This is a genomic window from Amphritea sp. HPY (assembly GCF_050870985.1).
In the GTDB taxonomy this organism is placed as follows: Bacteria; Pseudomonadota; Gammaproteobacteria; order Pseudomonadales; family Balneatricaceae; genus Amphritea.
On the sequence record NZ_CP194015.1, the window covers coordinates 2,594,095 to 2,611,513 of the forward strand.

Consider the following 17,419-nt stretch of genomic DNA (forward strand, 5'->3'; position numbering starts at 1 on the left):
AATAAGAACCAATACAAGGAACACAGAATGAAACTAATAAAGAACATTATCAGCTGTACTTTGATGACTGCATTAGCAGCAACCACACAAGCGGGACAAATCTCAGATGATGCTATCAAGGTTGGCTTCCTGTCGGATATGAGCGGCCCTTACAGCGCTTCCAGCGGCCCGGGGGCATTGGAAGCTGCCAAGATGGCCATCGACGATATGGGCGGTATGATTCATGGAAAGCCTATTACCCTGGTGCATGCCGATGACCAGAATAAACCAGACATCGGCTCGAGCAAGGCGCGTGAGTGGATTGATACTGATAATGTTGATGTTATTTCCGGATCAGTCGCCTCTTCTGTGACACTGGCCGTCACCAAAGTGGTAGAAGCCAATAACAAAATCATTCTGGTATCCAGTTCCGCCTCTTCAAGTATTACTAATGAGTTCTGCTCGCCTAACAGCGTTCATTGGGTCTACGATACTTACGCATTAGCGCACGGTACCGGCAAGGCGGTGGTGGAAGAAGGTCTGGACAGCTGGTATTTCCTGACTGCCGACTACGCTTTCGGGCATTCCCTTGAGCAAGACGTAGCCTCAGTAGTGGAGGAGAATGGTGGTCAGGTACTCGGCGCTATCCGCCATCCATTTCCTACCAGTGACTTTTCTTCCTTTATCTTACAGGCACAAGCCTCAGGAGCCCGGGTAATTGGTTTAGCCAACGCTGGCACAGATACCATCAACGCTTTGAAAGCCGCGCATGAATTTGGCGTAGTGCAAAATGGCCAGCAGCTGGCAGGCCTTCTGATTACGCTAACAGATATTCACGCACTGGGTATGGAGGTCTCCCAGGGCCTGAACCTGACAACCGGTTTCTATTGGAACCGTACTCCGGAAACCCGCGCCTGGTCAGAACGCTTTTTTGAACGTACAGGCAAGATGCCAACTCAGCAGCAAGCTGGTGTTTACTCCAGCCTGATGCATTACTTTAAAGCCGTTGAAGCAGTTGCTACAGATGATACTGAAGCAGTTATGTCTCAAATGAAAAACACACCAGTCAATGACTTCCTAGCCACAAATGGCAAGATTCGCAAGGACGGACGCATGGTACACGATATGTACCTGGCTCAGGTAAAGAAGCCCGCCGAATCCAGCAGTGAGTGGGACCTATACAAGATCCTGCGCACCATCCCCGCAGACCAGGCTTTTCGCCCGCTTTCAGAGAGTAAGTGCCGACTGATCAAGGGCCAGAACTTATCAGCCAACTGATAATACTCAGGATTGCCGGGCTATCCGGCAATCCTCATGTCTTTCATTCCAGATACAACACGATAAATCACGGGGAGGAACTCTCTCCCCTACAACTACGATTATCGAAACAGATTTTCATAACAAAGGACATTAAGGATGACGGAATTGTTAGGTATTCCTGTCCAGGCTCTATTTGGCCAATTACTGCTTGGTTTAATCAACGGCTCATTCTACGCTTTACTAAGTTTAGGGCTGGCGATCATTTTTGGACTGTTAAACATCATCAACTTCACCCATGGCGCGCAATACATGCTTGGCGCCTTTGTCGCGTGGTTCGCACTTCAGTGGCTTGGATTAAATTACTGGGTAGCCCTGGTGATCGCCCCTCTGGTGGTAGGATTGGTGGGAATATTGCTCGAATACACCATGCTAAGGCGTCTCTATAAAGAGGACCATCTGTACGGATTATTATTGACCTTCGGCCTGGCCATGATGTTTGAAGGGAGCTTTGTACACTGGTTTGGCGTATCCGGTCAGCCCTATGCCACACCTGAACTTCTGCAGGGAGGTTTAAATCTGGGCTTTATGTACCTGCCCATTTACCGCGCCTGGATCATTATCGCCTCTCTGGCTCTCTGTTTCGGTACCTGGTACCTGATCGAGCGCACCAAACTGGGTTCTTATCTTCGGGCCGGGACTGAAAACCCTCAGCTTATGCAAGCCTTTGGCATTAACGTACCGGTGCTCGTAACACTTACTTACGGCTACGGTGTAGCCCTGGCAGCTTTTGCCGGAGTACTTGCTGCCCCCATCTATCAGGTCAGCCCGGTCATGGGATCAAACCTGCTGATTATCGTTTTCGCGATTGTCGTCATCGGTGGCATGGGATCAATCATGGGCGCCATCCTGACAAGCCTGGCAATGGGATTGATTGAAGGCCTCACCAAGGTCTTCTATCCCGAAGCATCGAGTACCGTAATTTTCCTCATAATGATTATTGTTCTGCTGGCCCGTCCAGCCGGACTCTTTGGCAAGGAGACTTAATTATGTCTGCCATACAAAGCGTCAGCAAAGTAAAAACCTGGAGCAGAGTTTACAAGCCTGGCTACGGCCTGCTCTTGGTGCTAGCACTTATAGCACCTCTGGCTATCTATCCTGTATTCCTGATGAAAGTATTGTGCTTTGCCCTGTTTGCCTGCGCCTTCAATCTGATTCTGGGCTATGTAGGATTATTATCATTTGGCCACGCCGCGTTTCTCGCCACGGGCGGTTATGTCACCGGTTATTTACTCTCAACCTACTCACTAACACCAGAAATCGGCATCCTTGCCGGGACTGCTGCAGCAACTGCAATAGGAGCCATTTTTGGTATTCTGGCGATCAGACGACAGGGTATCTATTTTGCGATGATTACTCTGGCACTGTCACAGATGCTGTTTTTTCTCTTCCTGCAAGCCCCATTCACCGGCGGCGAGGACGGGCTTCAGGGCGTACCCCGTGGCTATCTGTTTGGATTGTTTGACTTAGATAATAATCTATCAATGTACTACTTTGTACTGGCAGTGTTCGTGGCAGGATTTACCCTTATCCATCGCACTATCCACTCCCCTTTCGGCCAGATTTTAAAGGCAATACGTGAAAATGAGCCAAGAGCTATCTCGCTGGGATATGACGTTAAGAAATACAAACTGCTAGCCTTTGTCATATCTGCTGGAGTGGCTGGACTGGCTGGCGCCACCAAAACATTGGTATTCCAGCTTGCCTCCCTGACTGATGCACATTGGCATATGTCCGGCGAGGTTGTGCTGATGACCCTGCTGGGGGGCATGGGAACTATCTTCGGACCGGTCGTAGGCGCCGCTACAGTTGTGACATTGCAAAACCATCTGGCTTCAGGTCCCTTGGGGACATGGGTACCGGTTATCCTGGGATTAATTTTTGTTATATGCGTTCTGGTATTTCGTAGCGGGATCGTAGGTCAGTTGCAAAAATTGATTAAGGAGAATTTTTAACATCAGGTATTAATACCTGCTTTCTGCCGGAACCAGTTTATCCATGATAGCTTCAGGGCTGTAATTAAACCTGGCGAGGAGTTATCTCCTCGCCTCTCAGGAAGCTCTCTCAAGATATGAACCAAGACATCCAGAGGGGGTTAGGTTGCAACTGCGCACCACAAGCCTCCACCCACCCCCTTAAATATCCACCTGACAATCCACCCCAGGGTTGAATTATCAGCGCCCCAGGCTTGCTAAAAATAAGGCATTGAAACAGCACCGTAAATGGATACCAACCTCCCGGCCTGACAATCAGGGAGCTCAACACCTTATGGGAGATTAGCTATGACCGATTTCGATCGTCACCCACAGTTGGAAAGCATGCTAGATGAAGCAGTTCAAAGCAAAGACTCAAAGCAAAACATCTTGCTTATATCTCAGGTTCTGAGCTACATCCAGAAGAACAATCTCACATTGATTGAGACAAATATGAGCCTGGCTACTGCCAGCGCAGTACTGAATCAGATAGGCAACACCGAAAAAAGTATGAGTTAAAACAGCAGAACCGGACATCTTCAGGCTCACCTTCAAACTCTTAACTACTCCCTAACCCTGAACGCCATGCAAACATTCATTTCGAATGAAGGAAGAATTAGTCATGCTTACCGGCAACGATCTGTTCGATTTTTATCCTGCTATCAATGATGAGAGTCAAACGTCCGAGCAAACCAACAACACCCTGAACGGAACTGATAATAATGACGCTATTATCCGTATTATGTTGCAGAAGATGTTTGGTGGTGTGCCACCTGAGCATATTATGAAGTCGTTTAGTGAGTGGCTTCATTGCTTAAGTGCTGATACAGATAAGCTTAAGGCACTGGAAACAAAGTTTCGTACTGACATGACAGAATTCATGATATACGCCCAGGATACCTCCAGCCCCGATCCACTGCGTCAACGGCGCCAGTTTTCAGGCAAAGAATGGCAGCAATGGCCTTATAACATCTCCTCACAGTGGTATTTGATGCTGGATGAATGGCGGCAAACGCTATTCACAGATATTAAAGATCTGAGCGATGAAAGTGAGAGCCTGGTTAATTTCATGTCATCTCAGCTCTATACCAGCCTGTCACCCTATAACTACCCCCATACCAATCCAGAAACCCTGGCCCGCACAATGGCGGAAAAGGGCGAAAACTTGCACCGCGGAATGAAGATTGCTCAGGAAGACAGGCAGAACGAGCGGGAAAACAAACCTCAGATTTCAAAGCAGCACCGCCCGGGTAAAGAGGTCGCGGTTACCCCGGGAAAAGTCATCTACCGCAATCGACTGATAGAACTGATCCAGTATGAGCCCCAGACCCGGGATGTTTCTAAAAACCCTGTACTTATCGTACCGGCCTGGATCATGAAATATTACATCCTCGATCTTTCGCCACACAACTCGATGATCAAATATCTGGTTGATCAGGGCCATACTGTATTCGCCATAAGCTGGCTTAATCCTACTAAAGAGGATCGGGACATCGGTATGGATGACTATCTGGATCTTGGCTTGATGAAAGCGCTGGATGCCGTAACCACCATAGTACCTGATAACAAAGTTCAAGCGGTTGGCTATTGCATTGGGGGAACCCTTTTATCAATCGGTGCAGCAGCAATGGCCAGGGATGGCGATGACCGTCTGCAAAGCATCACGCTACTTGCAGCCCAGACCGATTTTACCGAAGCCGGCGAAATGCGTCTGTTTATCAACGACAAGCTGCTTCAGGCATTAGACGAAACGATGGCAAACACCGGTTATCTTGACAGCAAGCAGATGGGTGCCTCTTTCATGGCACTGCGCGCAGAAGATCTTATCTGGAGCCCAATGGTGCAAAAGTATCTGCATGGTGAGCGTCCGTCAATGAATGACCTGATGTCGTGGAACTCAGACGGTACACGTATGCCCTACCGTATGCACTCCGAATACCTGCGACGGTTGTATCTAAACAACGATCTCGCAATGGGCCGCCTCCAGGTACAGGATGCTCCGATTGATCTCGCCGATATCCAGGTTCCGATGTTTGTTGTCGGGACAGTAACGGATCACGTTGCGCCATGGCAGTCCGTATTTAAAATCGATCAATCAGCCAGCAATACAGAGGTGACCTTTCTCCTGACCACAGGCGGTCACAACGCCGGGATCGTCAGTGGCCCAAGTCATCCACGACGCAGTTACCAAATGCTGACCCGCCACAACGGTCAGGAACCATTAAACCCCGATACCTGGATTGAGCAAGCCCCAGACTTCGAAGGCTCCTGGTGGCCAGCCTGGGAGCATTGGCTAATGGCGCATAGCGAAGAGAAAAAAACAGCAACCAAAAACCTTGGCGCACCAGGCAAAGGCTATGAGGCACTCTGCGATGCACCTGGTACCTATGTACTCCAGTACTAAGGCTGCCCTGGATATATTCATCAATGATCGGCTCTTACGAAGCCACTGCAATAGCCATTAAGGCGCGCCGGCCTCTGATCAACAGGGGCTTGTCGCACTCTTCTAACGCCGCCAGTTAACCGGCAACAACAATCAACAATCCTGGGGAGGTATGAGATACAGCATCATTTATCTCAACCCCTAACGCAGATTCCACCCATAAATCCACCTATGGATGGACGCTCTTGACCAGCCATTTTAATACAACATATGTAACGGAATCTGGTGCGGATACCAGCCCCCAATTTTGAGGAACAAGCCATGTCAGAACAATTATTAAACGAACAGGATATCGAGTTTCAACTGTACGAAGTACTGGATACCGAAGCCCTGCTCCAACGACCTCAGTATCAAGAACATAACCGCGAAGTATTCGATGCCACCCTGGACACAGCACGTAAGGTGGCAGAGAAGTACTTTGCACCCATGAATCAAAAGGGGGATACCCATGAGCCCACCTTTGATGGTGAGAAAGTAGAGCTGATCCCGGAAACCAAGGCTGCCTGGGACGCATTCGCCGAGGCCGGTTTTCTGGCCGCCCAGCACAGCTTTGAAGATGGCGGCATGCAATTACCGGAAGTTGTGTTGCGCAGCAGTATGGCTTATTTCAACGCGGCTAATATCGCCACAACAGGCTATCCGTTCCTCAGTATCGGCACGGCTAACCTGATCAAATCCTTTGCCAGTCAGTCACTGCAAGACCAGTTCCTCCCACCGATGATGGAAGGACGCTTCAGTGGCACCATGGCCCTGACTGAGCCGGGCCAGGGGTCAGCCCTGGCCGATATAAAGACAGTCGCCGAACCTACCGATGCAGGCCACTACCTGATTAAAGGCAGCAAGATGTTTATCTCCGGCGGCGACCATGAACTGACCGACAACATCGTGCATATGGTACTCGCCAAGATCAAGGGCGCACCGACTGGGGTAAAGGGTATATCCCTGTTTGTCTGCCCCAAATTCCTGCTTAACGAGGATGGATCCATCGGTGAACGAAACGATGTTTCACTGGCCGGTCTCCTACACAAGATGGGCTACAGAAACACCACCTCCACAGCACTCAATTTCGGTGAAAAAGGCGGTGCGATTGGCTATCTGGTCGGCGAGCCGCACAAGGGGCTGCAGTACATGTTCCAGATGATGAACGAGGCACGTATCGGTGTCGGCCTGGGCGCAGCAGCGCTGGGCTACCAGGGCTTCAACCTCTCACTTAGCTATGCACGGGAACGCCCGCAAGGTCGCCTGGCCACAAACAAAGATCCGCAAAGCAAGCAGGTCAATATCGTCGAGCATGCAGATGTTCGCCGCATGCTACTGGCCCAGAAGGCCTATTCAGAAGGTGCACTATCACTCTGCCTATTCGCCAGCAGCCTGTTTGAAGATCAGCATACGGCTGAAACTGAAGCAGAACGACTACGCGCAGCAACCTTGCTGGACCTGCTCACTCCCATGGTTAAGTCCTGGCCCTCAAAATACGCTTTAAAAGCGAACGAATTAGCCATTCAGGTACTGGGAGGCTCTGGTTATACGCGGGAGTACCCGGTAGAGCAGTACTACCGCGACAACCGTCTCAACCCTATCCACGAGGGAACTGAAGCGATTCACGGTCTGGACCTGTTGGGTCGCAAAGTCTTCATGAAGCAGATGGCCGGTTACAACCTGTTCCGCGACGAGGTAATGGCAACCCTGAATGAAGCCAAAGATCTGGAGCAAACCCGCAGCCTGGTAAAGGGATTGGCAGACGCTATTACGACCCTGAACGAGGTCACCACCTCTCTGCGCGAACAGTTGAATGAAAATCTGGACCGGGGACTGGCCAACGCCACGGTCTATCTGGACCTGTTCGGTCGGATTGTAGCCAGCTGGATCTGGCTACGTCAGGCAATCGCTGCAGCCACAGGCCTGCAATCGGAGCACATCAGCGAACAAAAACGCAACTTTTATCACGGCAAACTGCAAGCAGCCCGTTACTACATCGAGTGGGAACTGCCCGCTATCGAGCCACAGGCAGAGTTACTCAAAGGGGGCAATTCTGTCTGCTTCGACATGCAGGACAACTGGTTCTGAGAAACTGCCCAATTAGCACAAACGGAAAACATACAATGACCGAACAAGTACGATACGAACTACGCGGCAATATCGCGATCATTACGCTGAACAACCCACCGGTGAACTCTCTGGGCCTGACACTGCGTAGCTCTATTCAAGCGGAATATCAGCAGGCGCTGGCAGATGAAAAAGTAGAAGCGATTATACTGACCTCCCCCGCATTATTCAGCGCCGGAGCAGATATCACAGAATTCGGTACAGACCTGCCCTGGCAGGAGCCGAGCCTACCCCAGCTTTGCAACATGATAGATGAATCAGCAAAGCTGACCGTTGCGGCAATCAACAAGATAGCCCTCGGTGGCGGCCTGGAGCTGGCTCTGGCGTGCGATTACCGTATTGCATCCCCCAGCACTAAGCTGGGTCTGCCCGAAGTTAATCTGGGCTTGTTGCCAGGCGCCGGCGGCACCCAACGCTTACCGCGACTAACAACGCCTGAAATCGCCTTGCAGATGATTACCAGCGGTAAACCTATTACCGCCCAGCAAGCCGGTCAATCAGGACTGGTCGATCAGGTTGTCGAAGCCAAGGGGGATTTATTAGGCGCTGCTATCCGTTATACCCGATCGCTTATCGCTGACCAAGAACAACTTCGTCCTTGTGCCGGAATGACTGTAGACACCACTGATCTGTCGGAAAATTTCTTTACTGAGTTCAGAGCTTCCATTGCGCGTAAAAGCCGTGGTTATTTCGCCCCGGAACAGTGTATTCAGGCGGTGGAAAGTGCTTGTTCACTACCTCTGGCAGAAGGTCTGGAAAAAGAACATGAGCTGTTCAATGCCTGTATGGATACGCCCCAGGCGCGTGCCCAGCAACACCTGTTCTTTGCTGAACGTGAAGCCACCAGAATTCCCGGCGTAGACCCTGATACCGTGCCACGTTCAATCAACAAAGTCGCGGTGATTGGAGCTGGCACCATGGGTGGCGGTATCGCCATGAACTTCGTCAATGCGGGCATCCCGGTAACACTGCTTGAAGTGAGGGAAGAGTCCCTGCAACGGGGTCTGGATCTGGTACGCAAAAATTATGAGATCTCCGCGCAAAAAGGTCGGATCTCCTCCGAGCAGGTCGAACAACGGATGGAATTGTTGCAGGGGACCCTCAATTATGACGACCTTGCGGACGTAGACCTGGTGATTGAAGCGGTGTTTGAAAGCATGGAGATCAAACATCAGGTATTCAAAAAGCTGGATGAGGTCTGCAAGCCGGGCGCCATTCTCGCTACCAACACCTCCACCCTGGATATAAATGAGATCGCCAGCATCACCCAACGCCCGCAGGACGTAATCGGCCTGCATTTTTTCAGTCCTGCTAATGTGATGCGCTTGCTTGAGATTGTTCGCGGCGACAGCACCGCAGCGGACGTCATTGTCACCACCCTGAAGATGGCAAGGACCATAGGCAAAGTTCCCGTTGTCGTGGGAGTCTGCTTCGGCTTTGTTGGAAACCGCATGCTGGAACCCTATGCCCGGGAAGCACATCGTCTGGTTCTGGAAGGCGCAAGCCCGGCACAGATCGACGGCGTCATGAACCAGTTTGGCCTGGCCATGGGCGTTCTATCCATGTACGACCTGGCAGGTATCGATGTCGGTTACCTGATACGCAATACCCGCCGTGACGCCATAGCCCACGATCCTTCTTATAATAAAATCGCCGACAAACTCTATGAGCTTGGGCGTTACGGCCAGAAAACCGGACGCGGCTTCTACATCTATCAGGGGCGTGATAAGCAGGAAGATGACGAAGTAGTGCAACTCGCCGCACAATTGGCCAGTGAGCTGGGTATTGAACGCAGAGATATTTCCGATCAAGAGATCTTCGAGCGCTGCATCTACAGTCTGGTTAACGAAGGTGCGGAGATTCTGAGTGAAGGCATTGCTTACCGCTCCGGCGACTGCGATATCGTCTGGGTCAACGGCTACGGCTTCCCGGCCTGGCGCGGTGGTCCAATGCAGTTCGCCGACGAAACCGGGCTCGACAAAGTACTTGCCGGTATCCAGAAGTACCAAAAACAGCTGGGTAGCTATGGCGAGATGTGGTTCAAACCCTCTCCACTCCTGGTCGATCTTGTTTCCCGGGGTAATACCTTTGCAACCTGCCAGCTAAAACCCTCTCAACCGGAGCACTCATAATGAATACAGAACTTTTTTCGCTTAAAGGTAAAACCGCTCTGATCACTGGCGCGTCCAGTGGACTGGGCCAGCATTTTGCCCGGCTAATGGCCGGAGCCGGAGCCACTGTTATCATCAGCGCCCGGCGTGCCGATCGGTTGCAAACCCTTGCTGCTGAGATTGAGTCTGCCGGGGGCAAAGCCTTACCCGTCGTAATGGATGTGACTGACAGCACCAGTATTAAAGCGGCTTTTGATACAGCGGAAGCCCAGTTGGGCGGCATCGATATTCTGGTTAATAATGCCGGCATCGGCGATCCCCGCGACTTTCTGGATATGAGCGAAGAAGCCTGGGATTTTATGATGGATACGAATCTGAAATCGGTCTGGCGCCTGACACAAGAGGCATCTCAGCGGCTGATTAAAGCGGGAAAAGGCGGCAGTATTATTAATATTGCTTCCATCCTGGGTTTACGCGTCGCCCCCAAACTCAGCCATTACGCCACGGCTAAAGCCGGCGTCATCCAGCTGACCAAAGCGCTTGGACTTGAGCTCGCACGCCACAACATAAGAGTTAATGCTATTGCGCCGGGCTATATCCAGACCGAAATGAATGATCAGTTCTTCACCAGCGAACAGGGAAAAAGCTACATCAAACAAAAAATGCCAATGCGCCGACTGGGCCAGCTGGAGGAACTGGAAGGCCCCCTGCTATTACTTGCAAGCGAGGCAGGATCCTTTATGACCGGTTCGGTTATAACAGTGGATGGCGGGCAGGTAGTTAACCCGCTCTAAGGCGACACTCGCCCTCCGCTCAAAATGGTTTGCTGGGAACTCCCTGCAAACCGTTCTGTTAAGGCAACCAGACTCAGTCAGAGTAAACAACCTCAATCTGAGCAAATGGCTGCCATACCAAAAGATCTGCTGGTTTCCTTATGAGCAAAGAATGTAATTCCATCACTGCCCGTTCAGTTCAGGCACTCATCAAAGGCTGCCTGAACAGAGGCGTGGATTATCGACTTATCCTGCAAGCCCTGGATATTGACGAAGCACTGCTGATAACACCGCAGGCCAGAGTCACCCCGATACAGTTTGCACAACTAATCAAAGCCGTTATTACTGCGAGTAACGACGAGTTTCTGAACATGGCCAGCCATCCCTCGAAATCGGGTGTCTTTTCGCTGATGGCCAACCATGTCATTGACAGTCCTGATCTGCGTACAGCGCTGGATCAGAGTTGCCATTTTTACAGTCTGGTCAGTAAAGCGATCAACCTGCGGCTAACTGAAAAAGATAACACCGCCCGGTTTAGCCTTGAATTGGCCACAACTGAATCAGATGCTGATTTTCTGCTCAGAGAGTACCTGTTATTCGTATGGCTGCGTTTTACCAACTGGTTGATAGGTAAGCCGATACCTATTGACTGTATTGGCCTCGATTACCCGCAACAAGCCGGCCCGGGTGAAAGCTATTTACCTTTTCCCGGTCCCGTTAAATTCAATCAGGCAACGAATCATCTGGAATTCCCGGCAGCATTTCTGGATCAGCCCATCGTACAAACGCCCGAGACATTAAGGCCTTTTATCAAACGCGCACCACTGATCTGGTTTGATAAAGAAAGCTTTCATCTTACATACAGCAGAAAAGTGGTCGATCTGCTGAGAGCGAATAGTAATTTCAATAAAACACAAATGAATCTGATCGCCAGCCAGCTGCATATGACCAGTCGCACATTAAGGCGAAAGCTGGCAGAGGAAGGTACCAGTTTCCAAACTATTAAACATCAGATACGCTATGAAGCCGCTATCCAGCTTTTAAATCAGAACACTCAGCCTCTGGTTCATATCTCAACCCAACTGGGGTTCAGTGAACCTTCCTCATTCACCCGCGCGTTCATTAACTGGACCGGAGTTGCACCCGGCATATATCGCAATCAGGCCTGCTAAACTCACTTATTACCCGTTTTTATCGAACATGTAGGGTGGTGAAGCAAGAGCCTCACCTAGCTTTACAGAACCAAAAATTGGGAATATTTAATCGATGCCCAGTAGTTCACAAACTTCCCTCTGCATATCTCAACAGCTGAGATATTATGCTTTACCGCCAGAGGCTGTGTTGTACCTAGGTACAATTATCTGACTACCTTGTTGGTTGAATGACAGTAATCCAATGCCGAAATCTCGTTAATCCTTACTGTGACAGTGCAGTTCAACTGCCCTATCGAATAGCTAAACTCTGCTTCCAACAGTGCCATAACTTTATCGCCAAGCTCGACTTTCAGGCGCTTATCCAGGGTCGAAGTTGAGGTGATAGTCAGTTGAATAAATGCATTTTCTTCATCTCCATCGCCGATATAATAGCGGTCATAAATAACCGCCCGGCTCTGAATCTCTTCGATTAAAAACCGGTTATTCTCAGCCAGAAGCAGATGCAGGGAGTTAAACAAAACCCTATTATCAAAAGCCTCGCTGACATTATGTGAATATTCCAGAAGACAGTCGAGCCTTTGAGTCCCAGCTTGCTTACTCGCGGATAACATCACCTGTTTCCTGCTTATCAATAAACATAAAAAATCATCATCCAATCTATGCCTAAATAGTAGTCTATGGATATCCCCCTACTTCTCCATAACAGTACCAAGCCGGCTTGCCCCACTCATGTTTCAAGACACACAACAGTCTTACGAACAAAGATGAATATCACGTTCCCGTACCCTGTACGTGGTAACTCAATCCTCAGGGCTCCATGCTTAAATAGTTATTCGTCACTGTCTGGTTTTGCCCAGTATTCATGCATACCAGCAACAGCAATTCCGCAGACCAGATAAGTAGCTACACAACTATCAACGTCGTTTGACCCAAAATAAAAAGGCAGATAATTATGGATGCGAATGTTCGCGCTCTGATTGATCAGTTCGGTGTTACCAACGAAACACTGCGCTTCCTTGAGCAACCAAAACGTATGTTTATCGATGGTCAGTTCATCGATGGCAATCATCAGATGGCCCGGGTAGAAGATCCGTCGACCGGCGGTCAGCTGGCAGAGATCCCTTTAGGCACTGCTGATGACGTCGATGTCGCTGTCGCGGCAGCAAAACATGCGATGAAGCGCGGCGAATGGTCTAAGTTCACACCCCGTGATCGTGAGCAGGTACTGCGCCGTATCGCCGAGCTGATCCGCAAGAACGCCCAGACTCTGGCCGAGATCGAAAGTCTGGACAGCGGTAAAGCGATCACCGGCTGCAAAAACGTCGATATCAATGTCGGCGCTAACACCTTTGAATACTTCGCAGGCTGGGCCACCAAGATTCAGGGTGCCACCCGCGAAACCTCTTTTCCGATTGAGTGCGTAACTTATACCCGTAAAGAACCGGTTGGCGTGGTCGGTGCTATCGTGCCCTGGAACTGGCCATTTGCCATGGCGGTCTGGAAGCTGGCTGCACCCTTAGCGGTGGGCTGTTCAGTGGTACTTAAGCCTGCAGAGCTGACATCCCTGTCGATGCTCTACCTGATGGAGCTTTGCGTTGAAGCAGGCCTGCCAAGGGGCGCGATCAATATCGTCACTGGTAAAGGGTCTGTGGTGGGTAATCACATGGTCGCCCATCCGGATGTGGCGAAGGTATCCTTCACCGGTTCCACCCCGGTAGGCAAAATGGTCGGCGCTGCGGCGGTGAATAATGTCGCTCACATGACGCTGGAGCTTGGCGGAAAATCGCCAATGGTCGCGTTCGAAGATGCTGATATCGACGCCGTAGCACGAGCGACTTTAAACAGCGTTTATTTCAATGCGGGTCAGGTCTGTTCTGCAGGTTCCCGTCTTTATGTGCACCGCTCCCGCTATGATGAGGCAGTAGAAAAAGTTAAAGCGATTGCTGAAAGCATTAAGCTTGCGCCAAGCCTTGATCCAACCGGCGTTATGGGGCCTGTGATCTCTGCCGGTCAACGCAATAGCATCATGGGTTATATTGACCAGGGTATTACGCAGGGTGCTAAGCTGATAACAGGCGGCAGCCCACTGGACGGTGCTGGCCACTTTATTCAGCCAACGCTGTTCGCCGATTGCACTAACGATATGACTATCGTACAGGAAGAGATTTTCGGTCCGGTGCTGGTGATGGCGCCATTCGACACTGAAGAGGAAGCGATGACTCTGGCCAACGACAGCATTTTCGGCCTGGCGGCAAGCATATGGACTCAGGATCTGTCCCGCGCACACCGCCTGATACCGCAGATGGATGCGGGCAGTGTATGGGTAAACATCCACGATCCGGGTGATCCGGCTATGCCTTTCGGCGGTTTCAAGCAGTCCGGTATTGGCAATGACCTGGGCCCTGAACAGCTGGAGCACTTCCTGGAAACCAAGGGCGTCTGGATCAAGGTCTGAACGGAACAACGTGACAGGAGAGACTCTGTATGAATAAAGTAGAAGTCGTTCTGTACTCCCGTTATTCCGGGGAGATTGCAGAGTTTGTACGTCAGCATCTTGAAACAGATGCCGAGTACAACATTTCTGGCGCACTCGATGGCCTGAGTGACACCCAGCTGCGCGAAATGGCAGCAGATCCTATCGCAACAGGTGTACCGGTAGAGCTCAGTGATGGCGAATGGTTATATATCGATCATAAGCAGATCGATCAGCGCGCCAGGAGCGTGATTGAAACCCTCAAAGCTGATGGCACAGATACGGTTATGATGTGCTGTACCTTGCCCTGGCACTCCCTCGAAACGCTACCCGGTGTGATATGCCCCAACCGGGTAATGGAAGCAAACGCTGTCGCGTTGCTTCCCAGGGGAGCGGCCCTCGGTGTTGTACTGCCTGACAGTAACACTGCCGTAGAGGAGATAAAGCACTGGCAGGCACTGGATGTTCCAGTGCTCAACACGACTATCTCGCCGCATGAAAACAGCCTTGATGAACTCACTGCAGCCTGTGTGAAATTGGTTGAACAAGGGGCGGAACTGATCGTTCTGGACTGCCTTGCCTTCACCCGCGATCATTGGCAACAGGTAAGAAAGGCCACCGGTAAGCCGATACTGCTGCCGATGTCTGTGATGGGAAAATTACTGGATGAGGCCTACGGACAGGTTTAAGCACCATAATCCATCTTACTGGCGAGCTCCCCAAACCGGGTTGCTCGCCATCTTTTTATGGGTGATCACTCTCCCGGAATAAAATGCAGCCTATTCCCCCGGTATAAAATGCACTTTTCCGATAAACTCCTCTGAACTTCCCCGGTTATTGAGCAACTCAAATGCCTCTGCAGCTTTCGACATCGGGAAGGTATGGGTCACCAGCTGATCCACTTTTGACTGCATCCAGGGATCACACAAAGTACGCAGAATATCCTCACGATGATTAAAGTTCACATCAAAGTGCGCGGTGATATGTTTATGCCCCCAGCACAGACCGGATTCAGTATTCAGATCCCACTTCAGCTCGGGCCCTTCATGAGCCGCATAGCCCAACAGAATCAGCGTGCCATAGTGGCGCAGACCATCCAGGCATTTCTGCTGGTAATAGGGATAACCGGAGCACTCAAAGGCAAAATCCACACCTCGACCATGGGGCGTAAGGGCTTGTACCTGCTCCAGCCAGTCCGGATCTTCAGGATTAACAAAATGGTCTGCTTCGGCGATCTCCATTGCGGCTTGCATCCGTTTCTCGTCACGCCCCAGCACGATCACTTTCGCACCACGGTATTTGAGGTTAACGATGGTCGCCAGGCCGATAAAACCAACACCGCCGACTAAGCAGACATGCTCTTTGGTAATGTTATATTCCCGCACCGGCGAATAGGTACAGCCGATCAGGCAATTAGCTGCCGAAGCATATTTGTCGTCCAGCTCATCGGGAATAGGCGTAAGCATGTTTACCGGTACCAGGCGGTACTCACAGAAACCGTTGCCGCCTGATGCCGCCTGGTTAAACTCTTCAACTTCAGGTGGCAGTTTCAGATTAATACAGTGCGTGGCGCCCAGGCCATTTTCACAGACCCAGCACTTGCCACAGGCCCACCCCTGAAACACCACAACCCGGTCACCCACCTGCCAGTCGGTTACACCCGGCCCCAGTTCATGGATCACCCCAACACCTTCATGACCAGCATGGGTTGGCGACTCATGAAACTCGTAGAAGCCGGTTTTATGAATGCGATGCTCAATACAGTTTGGCGCAACTGTCTGCCGTACCACTACAAAGCCCGCTTCAGGGTGCGGCATCGGCAGCTCAACAACTTCCGCTTTGCCCTGTTCAATCTTCAGCACCCGGTTCTTTTCACACATAAGCTTTCTCCTGAAAGTTAGTAATTACTTATTGTTAAGAGAAATATTAATCGACAGATGGCGGTCCATAAATTACATTTAAGACATGCCAATTTATATTTAAGACATACGAATCATTACTTATGAATGCCTCAGATCCACCTCTCTTCACAGGGGAAACAAACACTGTTGTTCACCGCTTTTTAAACAGAATTCAGCAAACTGTGGATGCAATTAAGCCAGTACTTTTTAATCAGGCACTGGCGTCTCTGGAGTTATCGCGGGACGATCTGGAACAGAAGCAGCTGCACTTCAGAGATTTAGATAAATTGCTGCTGCGATTAAGACAACTTGGTATGCCTGACATCACCCTTCGCTATTACAGGCAGATACAGTTATCAGACTTTGGCCTGGCCGGTTATGCAGTCGCATCCAGTCGGAATCTGAAGGATGCGGTGGAGCGTTCAATCCGATTCCAGCAGCTGACCACTGACCGTTTTTTAATTCATCAGCAACTGGAACAACAGGGGCAGCGATTAGTTCTGACGCCCGTCGTGGCACAGGATCACCTGCATGAGCGTATCGATATCGGTGAAGAGTTCATCTCAGGTTACTGGCGTATGCTTGAGCTGCTTCTTGGTGATTCAGTCAACCTGGCGCATGTAAGTTTAGAGCTGGATTTTGCCAAACCCGACTACTGGCCCAGAGGTAGTGCTAACTTTCCATGTCAGCTGGAATTTAAACGGAACCGATGCGCCGTTTCTTTCCCGACTGAATGGTTGCACTTTCCCCTGCGAACAGCCGCCGGAGAGGTTGCTGAACTGTGTGAGAGGCAATGCGAGAAACTGCTGAAGGCTCATCAACCGGATAACATAGTAGCGAGGGTACAGCGTGCATTGATATACGGATTGAAAGTCAGTGCTTCACTGGAAGAAGTCTCCGACTGGCTACATATACCGGCCCGCACCCTGCGTGCCCGAATCTATCGGGAAAATACCAGTTTCAGGCAGATCGCCTTAGATCTGAGGATGCGACTAGCCCACCAATACCTGACATCGACGTCAATGCAGGTGAAAGAGATCGCCTATCTACTGGGATACTCACAACCTGCTACATTTCATACCGCTTTTTGCCGTTACTACGGACAAAGCCCTGGCAATTATCGGAGTACAATCATATCCAGCCTCAGCAAGCAGGTTTAAATTAAGCAGAAATAAAAAAGCCCGTAGCT

14 protein-coding genes are annotated in these 17,419 nt (G+C 50.5%); 12 read left to right on the forward strand and 2 right to left on the reverse strand.

Features of this window, described 5'->3' with window-relative positions:
- Window positions 1-27: 27 nt before the first annotated feature.
- From ACQUQM_RS11600 to ACQUQM_RS11640, 9 genes are all read left to right on the forward strand, one after another.
- Entirely contained in the window at window positions 28-1,257 is a 1,230-nt protein-coding gene (locus ACQUQM_RS11600) for an ABC transporter substrate-binding protein (RefSeq protein ID WP_432474677.1), read from the forward strand.
- A 138-nt stretch (window positions 1,258-1,395) separates the two neighbouring features.
- Window positions 1,396-2,283 carry a branched-chain amino acid ABC transporter permease gene (locus tag ACQUQM_RS11605; RefSeq protein WP_432474679.1) on the forward strand — a complete coding sequence of 296 codons (888 nt, stop codon included), beginning with the start codon at window positions 1,396-1,398 and terminating at the stop codon, window positions 2,281-2,283.
- Window positions 2,284-2,285: 2 nt separating this feature from the next.
- Window positions 2,286-3,251: a branched-chain amino acid ABC transporter permease gene (locus ACQUQM_RS11610; RefSeq protein ID WP_432474681.1), complete on the forward strand. Its 966-nt coding sequence runs from the start codon at window positions 2,286-2,288 to the stop codon at window positions 3,249-3,251.
- Window positions 3,252-3,578: 327 nt separating this feature from the next.
- Window positions 3,579-3,788 carry a hypothetical protein gene (locus tag ACQUQM_RS11615; protein ID WP_432474682.1) on the forward strand — a complete coding sequence of 70 codons (210 nt, stop codon included), beginning with the start codon at window positions 3,579-3,581 and terminating at the stop codon, window positions 3,786-3,788.
- A 103-nt stretch (window positions 3,789-3,891) separates the two neighbouring features.
- Window positions 3,892-5,673 carry a PHA/PHB synthase family protein gene (locus ACQUQM_RS11620; protein WP_432474683.1) on the forward strand — a complete coding sequence of 594 codons (1,782 nt, stop codon included), beginning with the start codon at window positions 3,892-3,894 and terminating at the stop codon, window positions 5,671-5,673.
- 300 nt (window positions 5,674-5,973) lie between these two features.
- Window positions 5,974-7,779, forward strand: coding sequence for an acyl-CoA dehydrogenase (locus tag ACQUQM_RS11625; protein ID WP_432474684.1), 1,806 nt, complete (start codon window positions 5,974-5,976; stop codon window positions 7,777-7,779).
- Between the two features lie 35 nt (window positions 7,780-7,814).
- Window positions 7,815-9,950: a 3-hydroxyacyl-CoA dehydrogenase NAD-binding domain-containing protein gene (locus ACQUQM_RS11630; RefSeq protein WP_432474685.1), complete on the forward strand. Its 2,136-nt coding sequence runs from the start codon at window positions 7,815-7,817 to the stop codon at window positions 9,948-9,950.
- Window positions 9,950-10,723: an SDR family NAD(P)-dependent oxidoreductase gene (locus ACQUQM_RS11635; RefSeq protein ID WP_432474687.1), complete on the forward strand. Its 774-nt coding sequence runs from the start codon at window positions 9,950-9,952 to the stop codon at window positions 10,721-10,723. Before ACQUQM_RS11630 ends, ACQUQM_RS11635 begins: the two co-directional genes overlap by 1 nt.
- A 140-nt stretch (window positions 10,724-10,863) precedes the next feature.
- Window positions 10,864-11,874 (forward strand): AraC family transcriptional regulator, encoded by a 1,011-nt coding sequence (locus ACQUQM_RS11640; RefSeq protein ID WP_432474689.1) that lies wholly within the window; start codon window positions 10,864-10,866, stop codon window positions 11,872-11,874.
- 185 nt (window positions 11,875-12,059) lie between these two features.
- On the opposite strand, the gene ACQUQM_RS11645 is transcribed toward ACQUQM_RS11640, so the two are convergent.
- Window positions 12,060-12,467: a hypothetical protein gene (locus ACQUQM_RS11645; RefSeq protein ID WP_432474690.1), complete on the reverse strand. Its 408-nt coding sequence runs from the start codon at window positions 12,465-12,467 to the stop codon at window positions 12,060-12,062.
- Window positions 12,468-12,808: 341 nt separating this feature from the next.
- Between ACQUQM_RS11645 and ACQUQM_RS11650 the strand changes: the two genes are divergently transcribed.
- Window positions 12,809-14,311, forward strand: coding sequence for an aldehyde dehydrogenase family protein (locus ACQUQM_RS11650; protein WP_432474692.1), 1,503 nt, complete (start codon window positions 12,809-12,811; stop codon window positions 14,309-14,311).
- 29 nt (window positions 14,312-14,340) lie between these two features.
- Entirely contained in the window at window positions 14,341-15,018 is a 678-nt protein-coding gene (locus ACQUQM_RS11655; protein ID WP_432474694.1) for an AroM family protein, read from the forward strand.
- Window positions 15,019-15,108: 90 nt separating this feature from the next.
- Here the strand turns inward: ACQUQM_RS11655 and ACQUQM_RS11660 are convergent, their stop codons facing one another.
- Window positions 15,109-16,209, reverse strand: coding sequence for a zinc-dependent alcohol dehydrogenase (locus tag ACQUQM_RS11660; protein WP_432474696.1), 1,101 nt, complete (start codon window positions 16,207-16,209; stop codon window positions 15,109-15,111).
- Window positions 16,210-16,412: 203 nt separating this feature from the next.
- Between ACQUQM_RS11660 and ACQUQM_RS11665 the strand changes: the two genes are divergently transcribed.
- Complete coding sequence (locus ACQUQM_RS11665) at window positions 16,413-17,390, forward strand: AraC family transcriptional regulator ligand-binding domain-containing protein (protein ID WP_432474697.1); 978 nt, start codon at window positions 16,413-16,415, stop codon at window positions 17,388-17,390.
- The last annotated feature ends 29 nt before the right edge of the window (window positions 17,391-17,419 follow it).